This window comes from Ruminococcus sp. RTP21204st1_B2_RTP21204_210225 (assembly GCF_040914135.1).
Classification (GTDB): Bacteria; Bacillota; Clostridia; order Oscillospirales; family Ruminococcaceae; genus Hominimerdicola; species Hominimerdicola aceti.
Map to the genome: position 1 here is coordinate 28,515 of NZ_JBCPGA010000017.1, position 19,441 is coordinate 47,955.

Annotated in this window: 16 protein-coding genes and 1 tRNA gene; 7 read left to right on the forward strand and 10 right to left on the reverse strand. The window is 43.4% G+C overall.

The window, feature by feature from the left end; all coding sequences use genetic code 11:
- Positions 1 to 106: 106 nt before the first annotated feature.
- From AB5123_RS07905 to fucO, 6 genes are all read right to left on the reverse strand, one after another.
- Positions 107 to 1,273, reverse strand: a complete 1,167-nt coding sequence (locus tag AB5123_RS07905) for an ABC transporter permease (protein WP_278460382.1) — start codon at positions 1,271 to 1,273, stop codon at positions 107 to 109.
- Complete coding sequence (locus AB5123_RS07910) at positions 1,260 to 2,381, reverse strand: ABC transporter permease (protein ID WP_337777729.1); 1,122 nt, start codon at positions 2,379 to 2,381, stop codon at positions 1,260 to 1,262. Before AB5123_RS07910 ends, AB5123_RS07905 begins: the two co-directional genes overlap by 14 nt.
- A 4-nt stretch (positions 2,382 to 2,385) precedes the next feature.
- Complete coding sequence (locus AB5123_RS07915) at positions 2,386 to 3,333, reverse strand: ABC transporter ATP-binding protein (protein WP_038671318.1); 948 nt, start codon at positions 3,331 to 3,333, stop codon at positions 2,386 to 2,388.
- A 139-nt stretch (positions 3,334 to 3,472) separates the two neighbouring features.
- Positions 3,473 to 4,765 carry a sensor histidine kinase gene (locus AB5123_RS07920; protein WP_368364675.1) on the reverse strand — a complete coding sequence of 431 codons (1,293 nt, stop codon included), beginning with the start codon at positions 4,763 to 4,765 and terminating at the stop codon, positions 3,473 to 3,475.
- Positions 4,758 to 5,438: a response regulator transcription factor gene (locus AB5123_RS07925; protein ID WP_278946250.1), complete on the reverse strand. Its 681-nt coding sequence runs from the start codon at positions 5,436 to 5,438 to the stop codon at positions 4,758 to 4,760. The genes AB5123_RS07920 and AB5123_RS07925 overlap by 8 nt, the downstream gene beginning before the upstream one ends.
- A 152-nt stretch (positions 5,439 to 5,590) precedes the next feature.
- Entirely contained in the window at positions 5,591 to 6,739 is a 1,149-nt protein-coding gene (gene fucO, locus AB5123_RS07930) for a lactaldehyde reductase (protein WP_117924039.1), read from the reverse strand.
- 445 nt (positions 6,740 to 7,184) lie between these two features.
- On the opposite strand from fucO, the gene typA reads away from it, so the two are divergent.
- Positions 7,185 to 9,002, forward strand: coding sequence for a translational GTPase TypA (typA, locus tag AB5123_RS07935; protein WP_117856712.1), 1,818 nt, complete (start codon positions 7,185 to 7,187; stop codon positions 9,000 to 9,002).
- A gap of 61 nt (positions 9,003 to 9,063) precedes the next feature.
- On the opposite strand, the gene AB5123_RS07940 is transcribed toward typA, so the two are convergent.
- The gene (locus AB5123_RS07940; RefSeq protein ID WP_022288383.1) at positions 9,064 to 9,687 is read right to left on the reverse strand and encodes a response regulator transcription factor; all 624 of its coding nucleotides are present in this window, start codon (positions 9,685 to 9,687) and stop codon (positions 9,064 to 9,066) included.
- A gap of 1 nt (position 9,688) precedes the next feature.
- A complete protein-coding gene (locus AB5123_RS07945; protein WP_337812454.1) occupies positions 9,689 to 10,774 on the reverse strand; it encodes a histidine kinase in 1,086 nt (361 codons plus the stop codon).
- A 165-nt stretch (positions 10,775 to 10,939) separates the two neighbouring features.
- Between AB5123_RS07945 and AB5123_RS07950 the strand changes: the two genes are divergently transcribed.
- The 6 genes from AB5123_RS07950 to AB5123_RS07975 all read left to right on the forward strand — a co-directional run bounded on the left by AB5123_RS07950 (position 10,940) and on the right by AB5123_RS07975 (position 17,297).
- Positions 10,940 to 12,904, forward strand: a complete 1,965-nt coding sequence (locus AB5123_RS07950) for an NAD(+) synthase (RefSeq protein ID WP_337812455.1) — start codon at positions 10,940 to 10,942, stop codon at positions 12,902 to 12,904.
- 126 nt (positions 12,905 to 13,030) lie between these two features.
- Positions 13,031 to 14,350 carry a glutamine synthetase family protein gene (locus AB5123_RS07955; protein ID WP_022288386.1) on the forward strand — a complete coding sequence of 440 codons (1,320 nt, stop codon included), beginning with the start codon at positions 13,031 to 13,033 and terminating at the stop codon, positions 14,348 to 14,350.
- A gap of 33 nt (positions 14,351 to 14,383) precedes the next feature.
- A complete protein-coding gene (locus AB5123_RS07960; RefSeq protein ID WP_337812456.1) occupies positions 14,384 to 14,956 on the forward strand; it encodes an ANTAR domain-containing protein in 573 nt (190 codons plus the stop codon).
- A gap of 100 nt (positions 14,957 to 15,056) precedes the next feature.
- A complete protein-coding gene (fba, locus tag AB5123_RS07965) occupies positions 15,057 to 15,920 on the forward strand; it encodes a class II fructose-1,6-bisphosphate aldolase (protein ID WP_038671333.1) in 864 nt (287 codons plus the stop codon).
- Between the two features lie 131 nt (positions 15,921 to 16,051).
- Entirely contained in the window at positions 16,052 to 16,582 is a 531-nt protein-coding gene (locus AB5123_RS07970; RefSeq protein WP_038671335.1) for a QueT transporter family protein, read from the forward strand.
- 628 nt (positions 16,583 to 17,210) lie between these two features.
- Positions 17,211 to 17,297, forward strand: a tRNA-Leu gene (locus tag AB5123_RS07975).
- Between the two features lie 195 nt (positions 17,298 to 17,492).
- Here the strand turns inward: AB5123_RS07975 and AB5123_RS07980 are convergent.
- Positions 17,493 to 19,085 carry a recombinase family protein gene (locus AB5123_RS07980; RefSeq protein WP_368364676.1) on the reverse strand — a complete coding sequence of 531 codons (1,593 nt, stop codon included), beginning with the start codon at positions 19,083 to 19,085 and terminating at the stop codon, positions 17,493 to 17,495.
- A 108-nt stretch (positions 19,086 to 19,193) separates the two neighbouring features.
- Complete coding sequence (locus AB5123_RS07985; RefSeq protein WP_368364677.1) at positions 19,194 to 19,376, reverse strand: hypothetical protein; 183 nt, start codon at positions 19,374 to 19,376, stop codon at positions 19,194 to 19,196.
- Positions 19,377 to 19,441 lie beyond the last annotated feature (65 nt).

Here is a 19,441-nt window from a genome sequence, read left to right on the forward strand (position 1 = left end):
ACTTTTTCCTCTTTTTTCATCTATGATCTTCTTTAGCTGACGCAAAAAGGCTGTGTGTCAGCTCCGTAACAATAAGAGTATAACACACAGCCATATTATTGTCAACTTATGCAAGGGAATTTACATCACCCTCACGCTTTTGCTTAACAAGCAAAGCAGCCACAGCGAAGAATGCCACTGCAAACAGTGCTTCGATACCGATGCAGATAAGATATTCCTTTGTGCTGAATACTCCACCGCTCATGCCGAAAAGCATATTGTTGGCTTTGGTGTACCAGTATGCAGGGAACAATCTTCCCACTGCAAGAACGCCTCCTGTGAGCAATTCCTGCGGCACGAAAACTCCGCAAAGAAAGCTCATGCCAAGACCGATTATGTTCGATATAGCAGTTATACCGTTGTCGCTAAGGTCAAACTGCGCTATTATCATTGCTATGCCTGCGGCGGCAATGATATATACAAAGCTGTTAAGACAGGCAAGCCAGAATTTCACGCTGAGCGTTTTGCCCCAAATTATTGCGACTATCATAAACAAAAGCCATATGCTAAACACCAAGATACTTGCCCCAAGAGCCGTCTGTCTGCTGTAGTTTGCTGACGTCAGGCTTGAACACATTGTGCGTTCTCGAACGCCCTTTCTGTTTAGCGTAAGTATAACGGGGCAAAGGGTAACAATGAGCATGGAAAGCATAACGTATGCAAGATACTGAAAATAGTAGCCGAATATTGCCGGCATACCTGTTCCGCCCTTGTTGTTAAAGTTTTTAAGCTCCGCCTTTACTTGCTGAGAAACTGCCGTTTGGGCAAGCTCCATAGCGTTTTCTGTGCTTTCACCTGCCGTCATGTACGCCTTTACGCTTGAAAGATAGCCGTCAAGCCTGCTTTCAAAAAGCTGTCCGCCGTAGCTGGAGGGCATTTTGAAATTCTCAAAAAGTCCGTCAAAATCCCCTGCGTTTATCTTGTCGCCAAAGCCCTTGTTTATATACAGAACATAGTTGGCACGCTGATAATAAACGGCGTCGATGACCTCGTCTTCATCATCTGCAAGCTCCACCTTTTTGTTGCCGCTGAATATAAAGTCCTGCAAACGCTTGCTTTCGGCACTGTTGTCACGGTCAATGACGGATATGGACATTTTGTAGTCCTCATAGCCATTGTTATCTTTTGCAGTATCCGCCATTATTACTGCTATGACCATAAATATGACGAGATATAATATAGCAGACGTAAGCCTTGTTTTGAGTATTTTCATAAAGGTCTTAAAGACTTGCATATTTACGCCTCCTTGTAAGAACATATCCACCAAGGGTGAACAGCACTGTGTATATCGCCATTGAAATTATCTTCACTGTGAACCGCCTGTAGTCCTCGTAGAGATTAAGACAGTAAAAGCTGTCTGAGATAATGGCGGCAGGGTTTATTTCATTGAATATCGGGCAATGCTCTGCAACAGTGCCTTTCATGGTGTTTGACATAAGACCGCTGAAGAAACAGCAGGTCATTGATACCGCCATGACTACAGACATTTTTAAACCCTCTTTTATGCGGAAAGAGCCAACGAAAAATCCCATGGATATTCCCATTATTCCGCCTAGCACTGCGGCAAGGTAAACAAGGGGGAGCTTACTGCCGAAATCCACTTTAAGCACAAATCTCAGGAACGTCACCGATATCACCATGCATATCATTTCCACCACATGAAAAGCAAGGAGCGTTGCCGTTATGCTTGTAAGCTTGTTCACTGGAGAACAGCAACGTCTTGCGCCAAGTGCAGACAGGTCGCCCTGATTTTCCTGTGCCACGAACAGACCTGACATCGAGCCGAAAAGTGCCGTCATGGCAAGGAGATTATAGAAAAACTGTATCGTTATGTCAGGATTGCCGTGGAGAGGTATATCCTCATTTGGGCTTATCTTTTCAGAAAGGGAAGCTATGACCTTATCAAGCTTTTGCGGAGCGTTCTTTGCAGTGTCGGTTATTATCTTTTCCTGCGTTTTGTATTGCTGTATGAAAGTCTTTACAATGGTCTGCTGGATACCTGTTGAGCCAAACTCAAGGGAGAGGTCGGAAGCCTTTATAATGCCTTTTATATCCTCGCTTTTAAGCATTTCTTCTGCCTTGTCAATGTCTGTATAAGTCACCTTGAAAAGAGCCTCATCACTATTTGATATCTGTTCAAGCACCTGCTTAAGGATATCGTTTTCTTCTATATTTGTCACCGCAACAGGTATCGCATTGAATACAACATCTTTTTCGTATATTCCTGAAAACGCCATCTTAAAAAAGCAACCCAGTATTATAGGAAAGGCTATTAGCCAGAAGAGTACGGCTTTTTGACGCAGACAGCTTTTAAATTCGTATTTGAATATGTTTGAGAACATTCTATCACTCCTTATCCCTGAGAGCTTTGCCGGTTATTTCAAGGAAAACGTCATTGAGGGTAGGCTGCTCAGAATAAACGCTGCCGAAGCCCACCTGATTTTCCTGCAATATTTTCAGTATCTCAATAAGATTGTGCCGTCCCCCTGTACAGCGTGCAACGAGCTTGTTGTCGGCATAGGAAACATTATAAACGTGTTCCAAAGCTTCTATTTGTTCACGGACGTTTTCAGGAAGCTGGAGTATCTCGGCGGTGATAGTTTCGGTGTTTTTTATCATTCGTTTGAGTTCCTCTGTAGTACCCTCGGCTATCTTACTGCCCTTATCCATTATGGCGATACGGGTGCATATCTGCTCGACTTCTTCCATGTAGTGGGAGGTGTAAATTATAGTCGCACCTTCACGGTTGAGCTGTAAAATGCCCTCCAGTATCTTGTTTCTTGATTGTGGGTCAACAGCAACTGTCGGCTCATCGAGTATGATAAGCTCAGGCTTGTGAGCGATACCACAGGCAATGTTAAGTCGTCTGAGCAGACCCCCTGAAAGCTTTTTAGGGTGGAACTTCACAAAGTCCTCAAGCCCCACAAAAGCTATGGCATCGTCAACATATTTCTTTCGTGTGGCTTTGTCGGTGATGTAAAGCCCGCAAAAATAGTCAATGTTCTCATACACAGTCAGCTCGTCAAACACCGCAACATTCTGCATTATAACGCCAATACGCTTTTTTACCCCATAGTTCACAGGGGACATTTTTTCACCGAATATCTCGATGTCGCCTTTATCGTATGCCAACAGTGAGAGCAGGCAGTTTATCGTGGTGGTCTTGCCCGAACCGTTAGGACCGAGAAGTCCGAAGACCTCGCCTTTTTTTATTTCAAGATCAAAGTGGTCAAGAGCAATAAGTTCCTTGTATCTTTTTACCAGATTGTCTATTTTTACTACAGTTTCAGCCATAAGAAAAAACCTCCCTTAGTTTGTATTATCATTATACAATACTATCCGCCAAAAAGCTAGTGAGCAAAGTCACATCTTCATGTGACAAATGTCATATTATAAAAAAGCAGAGTGGCTGGTGACCAACTCTGCTTTGCAGTTATTTAAGCTGTGCTGTAAATATCATCATGCCGTTTTCGGCTTTGCATGATATCTTGCTTTTGTGCGACCTGACTATTGCCTGTGCAATAGAAAGCCCAATGCCGTAGCCTCCTTTTTTCTCTCCCTTTGACCGAGAACGTGAGCTGTCGTCACGATAAAATCTGTCAAAAAGTTTTGTTAGGTCGCCTTGCGGTGGTTCTTTGCAGGTGTTTGAAACTTCAAGGTCAGTTTCCTTGCCACTGTGAGAGGTGAAAAGCTTTACTATTATCTCGCCGCCATCGTCAGCGTATTTTACCGCATTTTCCGTGAGGATAGAAACAAGCTGTCTTATCGCACCCTCGTCGCCGTGATAGGAAAGTCCGTTGGCAACATCAATGGTGAGCTTTTTGCCCTTTGTTTCCGCAAGGGTAGTAAAAGGCGAAGCGGCGTCATAAACAGCGTCAGAAATATTGAAATCAGCCATGGTAAGAGCAGGCTTTTCCTCCTCCATTTTTGCAAGGCTTAAAAGCTCTTTCAGTAGACCGTTGAGCCTTGTTATCTGATTTTTTATGCTCACCGTCCACTGGTTTGGCTCTGACACCATTTCAAGAACTTCCGTGTTTGCGGAGATTATGGCCAGCGGCGTTTTTATCTCGTGCCCTGCGTCGGTGATGAACTGCTTTTGCTTTTCAAAGCTTTCCACAACAGGTCTTATTGCACGCTTTGAGAAGATTATGATAAGCAGACATACAAGTATATATCCTGCCGCCCCTATGGCACATGACACAAGAAGGAAACGGTTTTTAGTTGCGGCGTCACTGCGGCAGTCCATGAAAACTATTATCTTGCCTTTGTCAGTGTCGCCTGTTTTGTAGCGGTAGTTTCCTGACGTGCCTGAAGTCTTGCCGCTGTCAAGAATGCTTTTGCCGTATTCTATAGCCTGCGAACTTGACACCGCCGCAACGTGTCCTGTATCTACCTTGGTTATTTCGCCATTGCTGTCGGCGTATACAACAAAATACCTTGTCTGATACTTAGTTTCCTCGTTAAAGCCTCTGTGCTTATCAGGCTTTTTGCTCTCAGGGGGAGATGAGCTGTCTGAATTATCCTGCGGCTTGTCATGCTTCATGCCCTTGGGGTCGAACTCAGGAAATCTGCCGTCATTTTCGATTATTATGTTCAGCAGATTGTCTGCATTCTTGTTGGTCTGATAGATGTTCACTCCATTTATGCCGCCTATTATGGCAAACTCTACGATAAGAAGGCACACAGCGGCGATAACAACGAATTTCCGCTGTAAACGCTTAATCATTATGCTTTTCCTCTAGTGTGTAGCCCACGCCCCTTGTGGCTTTTATCTCGATATCTGCACCGATAAGACCAAGCTTTTTACGCAGATATGAAATATACACCCACACCACGTTTATCTCAGCGTCAGAGTCATAGCCCCATATCTTTTCCATGAAACGCTCCGTTGAAATAAGCGTGCCGTGATTTAGCATAAGGGCTTCTATCATTTGAAACTCTTTGTTGCCAAGCTTCTGAGAGCCGTTAGGACCTGAAAGCTCAAAGCTCTGTCTGTTGAGAGAAACGTTTCCAAAAGTAAGGGTAGAGGGTGCAAACTCAGTGCGGCGGCGTGTCATTGCCCTTATTCTCGCAAGAAGCTCGCCCATTGCAAAGGGCTTTGTAAGATAATCGTCAGCACCCGAATCAAGTCCGGTTATCCTATCGTCAATATCAGACTTTGCAGTAAGCAGAAGAACAGGGGAGTCGATACCCTGTTCACGGAGTTTTGTAAGCACCTGTATGCCGTCCATACCGGGCATCATAATGTCAAGTATTATGCCGTCATAATCCTGTGCAATTGCATAGTTGTATGCGTCGATGCCGTTGTAAACAGCGTCAACAGAATAATTTTTGTGTTTAAGCACTGCCGAAATCGCATTTGCAAGCTCAACCTCGTCCTCAGCAAGAAGTAATCTCATTAAAATTCCTCCCTATAAGTCAGTATAATATCTTACGATATATGATAACCTATGAACTTTAAACTCACTTTAAATGTATTATACCATAAATATTCTTTTCGGGCAATAAAAATCTGCCCCCGAAAACCGAGGGCAGATAAAAGATTTTTGAATTAGAATGCTGTCTTGTAGATGCCGAGGATAGACTCAACTGTGCAAGGTCTTGGATTTCCTCCTGTGCATACGTCTGCAAATGCAGATTCGCTCAAAGCCTGAAGATCCTCTTCCTTAACGCCTATCTCGTGGAGCTTCTCAGGAATTCCAACGTCCTTTGAAAGCTGCTTAACTGCGTTTACTGCGGCTGCTCTGTATTCAGCCTGGCTCATGCCTGTTGTGTCAACGCCCATTGCTTCTGCGATGTACTTGAACTTTTCGCCTGTGTATTCAGCGTTGTACTCCATTACATATGGAAGAAGTACAGCGTTTGCAATTCCGTGAGGTGTGTCATAGAATGCACCGAGCGGGTGAGCCATGCCGTGAACAACGCCAAGACCAACGTTTGAGAAGCCCATGCCTGCGATATACTGACCGAGAGCCATATCCTCACGTCCCTGTGGGTCATTCTCAACAGCCTTTCTCAGTGAACGTGAGATTATCTCTATTGCTTTAAGGTGCATCATGTCTGTAAGCTCCCAAGCGCCAAGTGTTGTGTAGCCCTCGATAGCGTGTGTAAGAGCGTCCATACCTGTTGAAGCTGTAAGTCCCTTTGGCATTGATGACATCATCTTAGCGTCGATAACTGCAACAACTGGAATATCATGAGGGTCAACGCAAACGAACTTTCTCTTTTTCTCCTCGTCTGTGATAACATAGTTGATAGTTACCTCTGCGGCTGTGCCTGCTGTTGTAGGAACTGCGATTATAGGAACACTAGGATTCTTTGTGTCGATAGCGCCCTCAAGAGAAGTAACGTCAGCATACTCAGGGTTGTTTATGATGATACCGATAGCCTTTGCAGTGTCCATTGATGAGCCGCCGCCGATAGCGATAAGATAGTCAGCACCTGCTGCCTTAAAAGCCTCGATACCAGCCTTTACTACCTTTACAGTAGGGTTAGCCTTTACCTGAGAGAATATTTCATAAGCAAGTCCTGCTTCCTCCAAAAGATCTGTAACGTTCTTTGCAACGTTAAATTTGATAAGGTCAGGGTCTGTTACAACAAGAGCCTTTTTAAAAGCTCTCTTCTTTGCCTCTGTAACTATCTTGCTGATCGAGCCTGCACCGAAATATGAAGTTTCATTAAGTATCATTCTGTTAGCCATTTGATTATTCCGCCTTTCAAAATATATGATCTCTGTTATCAAAGTTATATCTTTGATTATTGATATTATACAACTTTTATACCATGATTTCAATTATTTTTGTGTAAAATATTAGCGGCGCAATATTGTGTAAAACAGCCAAAAACATAAATCATTTAATCTAAGGCACACCATACAAAAGGCGTAACCTGTGAATGATACTTTTTTCTTGACAAATCGGCAAAAATGTGCTATAATTCTCAATTAGGAAAGTTACCTTGCGGAAAATTTCGCAAGGTGCTTTTGTGTTTTATAGGCTTTTTGTGAAAAATTACGATTTTCTTTCCTTTGATGGGAGAAAATATATTTATAATTTTTATTGTTTATAATTTTTGCGAAATATATTAAGCAAATCGTTACAGAAAGCATTCGCTTTGCTGTGTCTTGATAAATCGGAGGAGTATGTATGATTAGAGAAGATTTAAGAAATGTTGCTATTATTGCCCACGTTGACCACGGTAAGACTACCCTTGTAGACCAGATGCTCAAGCAGAGCGGTACTTTCAGAGAAAATCAGGCTGTAGAAGAAAGAGTCATGGACTCAAACGATATCGAGCGTGAGAGAGGAATCACTATCCTTGCAAAGAATACTTCTATCAAGTATAAGGATGTTAAGATAAACGTTATCGACACCCCAGGCCATGCTGATTTCGGTGGTGAGGTAGAGCGTGTTCTTAAAATGGTAAACGGTGTTATACTGCTTGTGGACGCAGCCGAGGGTCCAATGCCACAGACAAGATTTGTGCTTCAGAAAGCACTTGAGCTTGGTCATAAAATAATCATCGTTATTAATAAGATAGACAGACCTGACGCTCGTCTTAACGAGGTAGGCGACGAAGTTCTCGAGCTTCTAATGGATCTTGACGCTACTGACGAGCAGCTTGACAGCCCTATCCTTTATTGCTCAGGCAGAGCAGGTACAGCTACTCATTCGCCAGACGAAGAGGGCAAGGATATGATACCTCTCTTTGATGAGATACTCAGCTATATCCCTGCACCTGAGGTAGATACTGAGGGTCCAATGCAGTATCTTGTTTCCGCTATCGACTACAACGAGTATGTAGGAAGAATAGCTATCGGCCGTATCGAGCGTGGCGAAATGAAAGTTAATCAGGACGTTACGATCGGCGACTATCATCAGACTAAGAAGGAATATCGTGGTAAGATAGTTACAATGTATCAGATAGAGGGACTTAACAGAGTTCCATGCCAGAGTGCAAAGGCTGGCGATATCGTTTGTATAAGCGGTATCGAGAACATCACTATCGGTGACACTATCTGTGACTTCGGCAACTTTGAGGCTGTACCTTTTGTAAAGATATCCGAGCCTACAGTTGAAATGACATTCTCTGTAAATAATTCGCCATTCGCAGGCAGAGAGGGCAAGTTCGTAACGAGCCGTCACCTGAGAGACAGACTTTTCAAGGAGCTTCTTAAGGACGTTTCACTGAGAGTTTCTGAAACAGACAGCACAGACGCATTCAAGGTCGCAGGCCGTGGCGAAATGCACCTTTCTATACTTATCGAGAATATGCGTCGTGAGGGTTATGAGCTTAGCGTTTCCACACCGCACGTTCTGTTCAAAGAGATAGAGGGCAAGCTTTGCGAGCCTATTGAAAGACTTGTTATCGACGTTCCTGAGAATTGCGTAGGTTCTGTTATGGAGAAGATAGGTGCAAGAAAGGGCGAGCTTCAGGAAATGGCACCTGTTGGAAGCAGAATGAGACTTGAATTTCTTATCCCTGCAAGAGGACTTTTCGGATATAAGAGCGAGTTCCTTACAGACACAAAGGGCGAGGGTATCATGAGTTCTGTATTCCATGACTACGAGCCATATAAGGGCGAGATACCAAAGAGAGCAACAGGCTCACTTGTTGCGTTTGAAACAGGCGAGGCTGTAACATACGGTCTTTACAACGCACAGGAGAGAGGCGAGCTGTTCATCACAGCAGGCACACCTGTATATGAGGGAATGATAGTTGGCGCTTCACCAAAGCAGGAAGACCTTGTTGTAAATGTCTGCAAGAAGAAGCACCTTACAAATACCCGTGCAAGCGGTTCTGATGACGCGCTCAGACTTGTTCCGCCAAGAAATCTCAGCCTTGAGGATTCACTTGAGTTTCTCGCTGATGATGAGCTTCTTGAAGTAACACCAAAGAGCATAAGAATAAGAAAGCGTATTTTGAGCAACTCACAGAGAGCTAAGGAAAGAGCTAAAATGTAATAATAACAAAAAGAGGAGCGGTCATGCCGTCTCCTCTTTACTTTTTTATGAAATTGTAGTGCTATTGTATGTTGGTGTAGTAGAAAATAGCAAGCTGTGTGCGGTCACGGAGGGAGAGCTTTTCCAGGATAGTGCTGATGTAATTTCGCACTGTGCCCTCACTGAGATAAAGCAGTGAGGCTATTTCCTTGTTGCTAAGCCCTTTTGCCACCTGTTCAATTATCTCCTGCTCTTTTTCGACTATGCCGTAGTGGTCAAAATCAAAACTGCTGTGATTGGTAAGAAGCTCAGGAAGCTTGCTTGCAACATCTGAGCCGAAAACTGTCTGCCCATTCATGACGGTTTCAAGGGCAGGGCATATGCTTTCAAAATCCTGCTTTAAAATATATCCCTTTGCTCCCATAAGCACAGCCTTTATAATGTATTCATCATCAGAAAACGTGGTAAGATAAAGTATCCTTGCGTCAGGGTACCCAGCAAGGATCTTTTCGCCGGCTTCAATGCCGCTCATGCCGTTCATGCGGATATCCATAAGCAGAACATCAGGCTTGAGAAGAGAATAAAGCTCTATGGCTTCCTCGCCACAGCTTCCCATGGCAAGAACTTTCACACTGCCTGTGCTTTCCAAAATGGTTTTCAGCGACACCGCCACAAGCTTGTCATCATCTATTATAACAATGTTCATGTCAAGACCTCCGTTCAGTCAGGTTTTGTTTCGGCACAGACAGAAAAATGCGGAATCCCTTGCTGCCCGATGTGATGTTTATGTTTCCATTTAAAGAAGCCGCACGCTCTCGCATATTGGCAAGCCCCATTCCGCTTTCGTCTATCTTTTCGGGACAGCTTCCGTTGTCTGCGATACTAAGCTGATAAAGAGCAGGGTGTTCACGAATGATTATTTTTATGCTGTCACCGTTGCTGTGCTTTGCAGTATTGGAAAGTGCTTCTTTTATAACGCCAATAAAGCAAAGCTTCACATCTCGTGACATTCTTTCGGAAAAGTCATAATCACAGCTTACTGCAAATCTGTCTTTCAGAGGTCTTATGCAGTCTTCAACAGCAGGCTTTAGTGTGATAGAATCGTCATGAAGATCATGAACGCTGCTTCGTATGCTCGTCATGGCGGTGTTCAGCGTGCCGCTCAGGTCGTTGATGGCTTCACCGACAGTTTCATCTTTGTTTATGACCGAGAGCGCACCAAGCTGTAAAATAGACCTTGTGAGCATATGTCCCACGTTATCGTGTATCTCCCTTGCAATGCGGTTACGCTCTTTCAGCGTGGCAAGATATATCTCGTAGTCTTGATTTCTCTGCATGGCTTTGTTTTTCTCTACAAGCTGGGTGGTAAGTTCTTTTGAATTGTCACGGGTATTTATGAGCATCTTTGTCAGCTTTTCGTTCAGAACGCTGCGGCTTGAAATTGTGAAGCTTACCAAAAAAAGAGCGGCAAGTGGGAAGATGTCTTTTCCCAGAGTGAATATATTTGCAAGTACGCCTATGAATGTTAAGATTATAGCAGGGTAAAATTTTGTACAGAAAGCATCATAAAGTACCAAAGGGGCGAGTATCAAAGCTTCTTTATTGAAAATGCAAAGTGAGCTGTACGCAATAACTGGAAGGTATGCAACGGCAGAGCTTGGTTTTATTTGAAAGATAGCGGAGCATATGACAGCCAATAGCAATGTGGTGATGTTTGACGGATCTGTTCCCTCTGCAAGCATGAATGCACAGCAGCTAAGGCCTAAAAGAAACTTATCCCACAGCTTGTTCATATGGCGTTCCCCCTTTGATGTGATATCTCAATTTTAACACATTAGTGGCGGATTGTCTAGTATCGTTCTAAAATAGTTTTGCTATACTGTAAAAATCATTGACTTATACCTATAAAAAATGGTATAATGATAACAATGATAATTTCTTGTAAGGAGCATATTTTTATGAAAGACGGTTTTATAAAGGTCGCCGCCTGCACCCCTGAGATACAGGTGGCAGACATTGACTTCAATGTGGATAAAATAATCAGTCAGCTTGAAAAGTGCAGGGAAGAGGGCGTAAAGGTCGCTGTTTTCCCTGAACTTTGTATAACAGGCTATACCTGTCAGGACTTGTTCTTTCAGAACGCTTTGCTTGACAAGGCAATGGAGGGTGTTGTAAAGATAGCAAAGACTACCGCTGACAGTGATATGCTTGTGGCTGTGGGTGTGCCTGTGAGAGCAAACGGCAAGCTTTATAACTGTGCGGCTGTGATACAGGACGGCGAGGTGCGTGCCTTTGTACCTAAAACGCATCTGCCGAACTATAACGAATTTTATGAGGCAAGACATTTTGCACCATACAGAGGCGAATGTGCTGCCATTGATCTGAGAGAGTACGGACAGTTTGAATTTATACCGCCTATGGAACAGACCGTTTTCGTATGTGAAGAGATACCCGAGCTTGTGGTGGGCTTTGAACTTTGCGAGGACTTGTGGGTAGCTGACCCTGTTTCAAATTATCTTGCTAAAGCAGGGGCTACCCTTATATGCAATCTGTCTGCAAGCGATGAAGTTATCGGCAAGGACTCATACCGCAGACAGCTTGTATCGAACCAGTCCGCAAGGCTTGTGGCAGGGTATATCTATTGTTCTGCAGGTGACGGCGAGTCAACGCAGGATATGGTCTTTTCAGGTCACAATATCATTGCGGAAAACGGCTCTATACTTGCAGAGAGCAGGCTTTTTGAAAACGGCATTACCATATCGGAAATAGATTTTAAAAAGCTTGCCTTTGAACGCAGAAAAATTTCTACCTATCCTGCAAGTGCTGAGTGGGACTATTCTTCCAAAGACAGCGGTTTCTTGAATATGGAAAACATTTCTCGTGAGAGATTTTCCTTCGAAATTGGCGAAACAGCTTTGACAAGAAAATTTGCAAAAACGCCTTTTATCCCGTCAAATCAGGCGGAGAGAAACGAGCGCTGTCACCTTATTTTGCAAATGCAGTCCCATGGACTTATGAAGCGTATCGCACACACACATTCCAAGACTGTGGTCATTGGCATTTCAGGGGGACTTGATTCTACGCTTGCACTGCTTGTGTGTGTAATGGCAATGGACTTGCTGAAACGTCCTCATACTGATATCGTTGCGGTGACGATGCCATGCTTTGGCACAACAAAGCGTACACGCTCCAATGCGGAGATACTTTGCGACGCTTTGGGGGTAACGTTCAGAGAGGTGGATATCTCAAAAGCAGTTTTACAGCACTTTGAAGATATCGGTCACGATTATAACGATCACAGCGTTGTGTTCGAGAATGGTCAGGCGAGAGAGCGCACAAAGGTGCTTATGAATATCGCAAATCAGGTGAGCGGAATGGTGGTCGGCACAGGCGACCTGAGCGAGCTTGCTCTCGGCTGGGCGACCTACAACGGCGACCATATGTCCATGTACGGTGTGAACGCTTCTATCCCTAAAACGCTGGTAAGACATATCGTTCAATATTACGGCGACACCTGCACATCTGATATTCTGAGAGATGTACTGTACGATATTTTGGACACTCCTGTTTCTCCTGAGCTTCTTCCTACCGACGAGAGTGGCACTGAGATGACACAGAAAACAGAAGACCTTGTCGGTCCATATGAGCTTCATGACTTCTTCCTTTACTATGGCATACGCTGGGGCTTTGAGCCGTCAAAGGTGAAAAGGCTTGCGAAATATGCCTTTGAGGGGGATTATCCTGACGAGGTCATAGACAAGTGGCTCAAAACATTCTATCGCAGATTTTTCTCACAGCAGTTCAAACGCTCCTGCCTGCCTGACGGCGCAAAGATCGGTTCTGTTACCCTGTCACCGAGAGGGGATTGGAGAATGCCGTCTGACGCTGTGGCTAAGCTTTGGCTGGAGGATATCGACAAATAACGCAAGGTAAAAATAAAGTAACAAAATCTTTATAACTGCTCGGTTTTACAGAATTGGCTGTTCAGATATAATTATAAGTAAGGAACGGAAAACTTTTCTGAACAGTATCATTACGGAGGATTTATTATGAAATACACAGAGAAAGAGGTTTTGCAGTTCGTTGAAGAAAACGACGTAAAGTTCGTAAAGCTCATGTTCTGCGATATATTCGGTTCGCTAAAGACTATCTCTGTTATAGCAGGCGAGCTGCCGAAAATATTCAGAGAGGGACTTATCTTTGACGCTTCAAAGCTCGGTGGCTTTTTGAATGTGACTGCTTCAGACCTTAGACTTTTCCCTGACCCTGATACGCTGGCGCTTCTTCCATGGCGACCGCAGCACGGCAGGGTAGTAAGATTTTTCTGCCACCTGAAATATCCTGACGGAACGGCTTTCGAGGGAGATGGCAGGTTTTTCCTCAAAACTGCTATCGCATATGCGAAGGGCAAGGGATATAACTTCCAGATAGGTACTTCATGCGAGTTTTACTGTTTTGAAAAGGACGATACTGATATGCCTACAAAGCGTCCTCACGATTATGCAGGCTATTGTGACGCTGCGCCTGTTGACAGGGGAGAAAACCTTAGACGTGACATATGCCTGACACTTGAGCAAATGGATATTTTCCCAGAAAGCTCAAGACATGAAACCGGTCCGGGTCAGAACGAGATAGATTTTCAGTATTCAAACGCACTGAAAGCTGCCGATAATCTTGTGACGTTCAAGAACGTTGTAAAATCTGTGGCTGACAGAAACGGGCTTTACGCAACGTTCATGCCAAAGCCTATCGTCGACAACTGCGGATCTGGTCTGCATATAATGCTCATGTGCATGAAAGGCACAGAAAATGTTTTCAGACCTCAGCTTGGCGGACTTTCCAAAGAGGCTGAGCGCATGATAGCAGGAATACTGAAAAACGTTGGCGATATGACGCTGTTTCTAAACACCACTACAAATTCATACAAACGTTTTGGCAGTCTGCTTGCACCTAAGTACATTTCATGGTCACATGAAAATTATGCACAGCTTCTTCGTGCACCGCTTGCTGATACAGATGAGAATGGTATAATACTCCGTTCAGCAGACAACACCTGTAATCCTTACTTTGCTATGGGTCTGCTTATTTATGCCTGCATAGACGGCGTTATAAATAAGGAAGAACTTCCAAGACCTATTAATTTCAATATAGGCTCGGCAGATGAAAGCGAGCTTGCAAAGCTTGAAACACTTCCGCAGTCTTTGAAAGAGGCAGTGGAACGTGCTGAAAAGAGCGAGTTTCTTGCGGATAGGCTTCCTGAGCATATGTTGGAGCGTTTTATCGCAATAGAAAAGGAGCTTATCATAGAATATGAGAGAGCTGCCGATAAGGAGCAGTTTGAAACAGCCAGATATTTTTATCATCTGTAATGTCAGAGAAAGCTAAAAAAAGGAGGTGGGGAAATGGACAGGATACTTGTGGCTTCGAGCAATGACAAGGCAACAGCTATGCTTGTGAATCTGTTAAAAGAAACCTTTCCCACCTGCAAGACTTCTATAGCCGCAACGGGTCTTGAAACAAGGCGTGCGGTAGGGTCAGGCAGTTATGACTGTGTCGTGATAAACTGTCCATTGTCAGACGAATATGGCAACGAGCTTGCGGAGATAGTCTGCACCTCAACTGACGCAAGCTGTGTGGCTATCGCAAAGTCGGAAAATGCGGATATCCTTGCTGATAAACTGGAAGATTTCGGCGTAATGGTGATACCAAAGCCACTAGGCAGACAGTATTTTTACCGTTCAATGAAATTTGTCAGTGCCGCAAGAAAAAGAATGCTGGGCATAAGGTCTGAAAACCTGAAACTGCACAAAAAGCTTGAAGAGATAAGAACGATAAACAGAGCAAAGTGCTCACTTATGCAGTATCTTGGCTTTACAGAACAGCAGGCTCATAAATATCTTGAAAAGCAGGCTATGGATAAGAGATGCACAAAGATCGAGGTGGCTCAGAAGGTCATCGAGATGTACGAGGTTTAAATGTTACATAATTGTTAAATTAATGTCACGCTATTGCAATTTACGGTGTAATGTTGTATAATAATAGAGGAAAATTTTAAATAACGGAGGTCGTTAAAAAATGTTAGTTTCAGCTAAGGAAATGATGACAAAGGCACTTGCAGGCAAGTATGCTGTAGGTCAGTTCAATATTAACAACCTTGAGTGGACAAAGGCTATCCTTCTCACTGCTCAGGAACTGCAGTCACCTGTAATTCTTGGTGTATCTGAGGGCGCAGGCAAGTACATGACAGGCTTTAAGACAGTTGCTGCTATGGTTAAGGCAATGGACGAAGAGCTTGGTATCACAGTACCTGTTGCACTTCATCTTGACCACGGAACATATGAGGGCTGCTACAAGTGCGTAAAGGCTGGTTTCTCATCTATCATGTTCGACGGTTCACATTATCCATTTGATGAGAACCTTGCTAAGTCAACTGAACTCGTTCACGTTGCAGATCAGCTTGGCCTTTCAATTGAGTGTGAAGTTGGTTCTATCGGCGGCGAAGAGGACGGCGTTGTAGGTATGGGCGAGTGCGCAGATCCAGACGAGTGCAAGACAATCGCTGATCTCGGTGTTACAATGCTCGCAGCTGGTATCGGTAACATTCACGGTAAGTATCCAGCAAACTGGCCAGGTCTTTCATTCGAGACACTTGCTGCTATCAAGGAAAAGGTTGGCGATATGCCACTGGTACTTCACGGCGGTACAGGTATTCCTGATGACATGATCAAGAAGGCAATCTCACTTGGCGTTGCAAAGATCAACGTAAACACAGAGTGCCAGCTTTCATTCCAGGAAGCTACAAGAAAGTACATTGAAGAGGGCAAGGATCTTCAGGGCAAGGGCTTTGACCCAAGAAAGCTTCTCAATCCTGGCTTCGAGGCTATCAAGGCTAAGGTCAAGGAGAAGATGGAACTCTTCGGTTCTGTTGGCAAGGCTTAATCAATAGCTAAATTAACGTAAATAAACGGGCTGTCGTTTCGGCGGCAGCCTTTTTATGTTATTTTATTTTCCAATTAAATAGAGTGTAACCTAGATCAACCACTCACAAATAAAAACAAGGAGATTTTTTTATGGAAATTTTCAGTGCACGTCGTTTAACAAACATGGGACTTATTGCAGCGATATACGTTGTGGCTACGATGCTTTGCAGCTCGCTTGCATACGGACAGGTACAGTTCCGCATATCTGAGGTTTTGATGCTACTTTGTTATTTCAACAAGGATTACATCATTTCGCTTTCTATAGGTTGTTTGATAGTCAATCTATTCAGTACGCTCGGAATGGTGGACGTAGTATTTGGAACGCTTGCTACAGTTGTGGCAGCGGTTCTTATCTATCTGCTGAGAAACAAGGTAAATCTTGTAGTTGCGTCGCTTTTCCCAGTGATATCAAATGCTGTGATAGTTGGCTTTGAACTGACATATGTCTTCAAGACGCCGCTTCTTGTGAACATGGGCTGGGTAGCCTTAGGCGAATTTGTATGCGTAACGATAGTTGGTGTAATACTTATCAAGGCGCTTATGAAGAACAAGTATTTCAGCAAGCTTGTGACTTTCGGCATGAGTGATCAGGCTCTTAGTGAGCAGTTTAAAAATGGGTGACGATTCCGATATAAAAATTAGCCTGACTTTTTAGTCAGGCTTTATTTTTTGGCGTTTTTATCGAAAAAACTGCGAAAAAGTATTGACAAAGTACGTGTAATATGATATAATATATACGTTGCATTGAGCAACGTTAAATATGCGGATGTGGCGGAATTGGCAGACGCGCTAGCTTCAGGCAGCGTAACGACAGTGGATTTATCTGCTTGGCTGCTTTCTGGTTCATCATAAATGTGGATTAGTGTGATAAGCACCCACCTCGGTTTTGAATTTGAGCCGAGTAAAAGTTTCAAATTTTTATATGCGGATGTGGCGGAATTGGCAGACGCGCTAGCTTCAGGCAGCGTAACGACAGTGGATTTATCTGCTTGCCGATTTCCTGTTCATATATCATGTGGAGCTGTTTGTGAAAAGCCCACCTCGGTTTTAGATTTGAGCCGAGTAAGAAGTTTCAAATTTTTATATGCGGATATGGCGGAATAGGCAGACGCGCTGGCTTCAGGCAGCGTAACGATAGTGAATTTATTTGCTTGGCTGCTTTTCGGTTCATCATAAATGTGGATTAGTGTGATTAGCACCCACCTCGGCTTTTGAATTTGAGCCGAGCAAAAGTTTCAAATTTTTATATGCGGATGTGGCGGAATTGGCAGACGCGCTAGCTTCAGGTGCTAGTGATCGCAAGGTCATGTGGGTTCAAGTCCCGTCATCCGCACCACGAAAAGCTCGATTTTATCGGGCTTTTTTCTTTTGCTCCAGTAAAAATAAATGGGCAGACACGCTGGCTCTAAGAACAATTTTTAATTGATATTATGCTAAAACGCACTACCATAGCTAATGCGTCTGTCGGTTAATATATTCATATATGTAACGAACAAATCCGCAGGCGATACTGCGGATTTCGTTTTAATTTCTATGCACTTTCTAATTCTTCTGTTGGCTCAATAAACACGCTGACAGTTCCATTAAACTCTCCGTTCATCTCGAATCTGATATCAAGACTTTTATCTTCATTTTGATGAATGAAAATTCGCTTGACTAACATTCTTAGATTGATATCCGAAATCGTACCCTCGGACAGGATTTCATCAAGTATCTGTGTTGTGTTTTTAAGCTGTTCTTTTCTCTGTTTGCAGATTTTGTCATATTCCCTCAAGTCGGTTATCCGTTTTTCAATAGCGGATATTTCTTCTTCACGCTTAGTAATCATATTGTTGTAAACTTGTGCGTGTTCTCTGTCGCCGATTCGCTCTATAATCAAATCTTCGATCTGCTGTCGGAGTGATAATATCTTATCGTTGAGCTGCTGTATCTGACGTTCATACAGCGGCTTTTTCTTTACCCAATCCTTGACAATCTTGTTGTAGCGTTCGCTTTCGGCAAGTATCGTTTCACGAAGTCCTCGGACTTCATCTTCGATCAAAGCGTCAAGCTGATTTTCACGGACTGTGTGCGGAGTACAGTATTGCTTGCCGTAGCGGTGTGCGCTGTTGCAAGTGTATTCAACGTACTCTTTGCCTTTCCATTTTCTTGTGCGAGCTACAAAGCAAGCCCCGCAGTCGGAGCATTTTATTAATCCGGAATAGCGATGAAGATTCCTGCCATTTTGCGAACGTGGATTAATCTGTGAACGCTGTTCCAGTAAAAACTGTGCCTGTTTCCAAGTTGTTTCATCAATTATTGGTTCGCAGAAATTCTCATGGCGATACTGTTCTTCGGGCGGAATGAAAGTTTTGGTTTTGTATATTTTTGAAGTTACTGTCTTATGATTAACCATTGTGCCAATGTATAATTCATTTGTGAGAATGCGTTTGACTGCTGTTTGTACCCACAAGTATTTTTTAGAGATGTCGGGTTTCCAATCTGCTAGCTTTCTGCGCTGATAGTATTCTGGTGATTTTATTCCACGTTCGTTCATCTTCTTTGCGATTGTGGTCAAGCCGTAGCCGTCAACGTATAGCTTGAATACTTCCTGCACTATCCAAGCTGTTTCATCGTCTACCAAAACAGTATTTGTGTTTCGGTCACGCTTGTAACCGAGGGGTAAGGACTCTATCAGACCTTTTCCTTTCTGCTTTTGACGTACACCTGCTTTTACTTTTTTGCTGATGTCCTTAGCATAAAAATCGTTGAAGATCTGCTTGAACCCAATCAGCAAATCGTCGTTTTCATTGAATGAATCTATTCCCTCAGTCACAGAAATTACCTTAATGTTATTCTGTCGCAAGTGATCAATAAACAGTTCAGTTTGCGTTCTGTGTCGTCCTAATCTTGATAGATCCTTGACTAGAACAACATCGATCTTACCCTCATCAACAGCAATTTCAAGTTCTCCTAAGCCTTTTCTGTTAAACGTCATTCCTGAAACATTGTCATCAAAGCTCTCTCCGACGATTTCGTAACCATTCTGCTCAGCGTAATCAACTAAAATCTGTCGTTGATTTTGCAGACTGTTCATTTCCTCATCTTCGTCACGAGATAATCTGTAGTATAGCCACGCTCTCATTTTATCGACCTCCTTTAAATTCGGCAGGCACGCTGTGGTGTGTCTGCGTTACCTATCTGAACTTCGTTCAGATTGACACTACCACAAGCCGACCTGAAAGTCCAGCGATTACGCTGTTTTATCAACAAGTTCTACCTTTTCAATAAAATCGGAGTCGGAGCATTTGGACATACTATCTGAATTCAAATAGTTGTTAATCATGGACTCCATGAAGGTATCAAATGTCTTTCCGTCGCCATTATAGATAACAGTGACTGAATTGATTTTCGGGATTTCTCTTTGTCTTGGCATATTTTTATCGCCCTCCTTACTGTCTTTTCAGTTTCTTTTTCTCTGATTTTTAAACTGATCATTTT

Excerpts from the sequence above, each read along its gene's own strand:
- AB5123_RS07905 (WP_278460382.1), bottom strand. The coding sequence starts at position 1,273 with ATGCAAGTCTTTAAGACCTTTATGAAAATACTCAAAACAAGGCTTACG.
- AB5123_RS07910 (WP_337777729.1), bottom strand. The coding sequence starts at position 2,381 with ATGTTCTCAAACATATTCAAATACGAATTTAAAAGCTGTCTGCGTCAA.
- AB5123_RS07915 (WP_038671318.1), bottom strand. The coding sequence starts at position 3,333 with ATGGCTGAAACTGTAGTAAAAATAGACAATCTGGTAAAAAGATACAAG.
- AB5123_RS07920 (WP_368364675.1), bottom strand. The coding sequence starts at position 4,765 with ATGATTAAGCGTTTACAGCGGAAATTCGTTGTTATCGCCGCTGTGTGC.
- AB5123_RS07925 (WP_278946250.1), bottom strand. The coding sequence starts at position 5,438 with ATGAGATTACTTCTTGCTGAGGACGAGGTTGAGCTTGCAAATGCGATT.
- fucO (WP_117924039.1), bottom strand. The coding sequence starts at position 6,739 with ATGGCTAACAGAATGATACTTAATGAAACTTCATATTTCGGTGCAGGC.
- typA (WP_117856712.1), top strand. The coding sequence starts at position 7,185 with ATGATTAGAGAAGATTTAAGAAATGTTGCTATTATTGCCCACGTTGAC.
- AB5123_RS07940 (WP_022288383.1), bottom strand. The coding sequence starts at position 9,687 with ATGAACATTGTTATAATAGATGATGACAAGCTTGTGGCGGTGTCGCTG.
- AB5123_RS07945 (WP_337812454.1), bottom strand. The coding sequence starts at position 10,774 with ATGAACAAGCTGTGGGATAAGTTTCTTTTAGGCCTTAGCTGCTGTGCA.
- AB5123_RS07950 (WP_337812455.1), top strand. The coding sequence starts at position 10,940 with ATGAAAGACGGTTTTATAAAGGTCGCCGCCTGCACCCCTGAGATACAG.
- AB5123_RS07955 (WP_022288386.1), top strand. The coding sequence starts at position 13,031 with ATGAAATACACAGAGAAAGAGGTTTTGCAGTTCGTTGAAGAAAACGAC.
- AB5123_RS07960 (WP_337812456.1), top strand. The coding sequence starts at position 14,384 with ATGGACAGGATACTTGTGGCTTCGAGCAATGACAAGGCAACAGCTATG.
- fba (WP_038671333.1), top strand. The coding sequence starts at position 15,057 with ATGTTAGTTTCAGCTAAGGAAATGATGACAAAGGCACTTGCAGGCAAG.
- AB5123_RS07970 (WP_038671335.1), top strand. The coding sequence starts at position 16,052 with ATGGAAATTTTCAGTGCACGTCGTTTAACAAACATGGGACTTATTGCA.
- AB5123_RS07980 (WP_368364676.1), bottom strand. The coding sequence starts at position 19,085 with ATGAGAGCGTGGCTATACTACAGATTATCTCGTGACGAAGATGAGGAA.
- AB5123_RS07985 (WP_368364677.1), bottom strand. The coding sequence starts at position 19,376 with ATGCCAAGACAAAGAGAAATCCCGAAAATCAATTCAGTCACTGTTATC.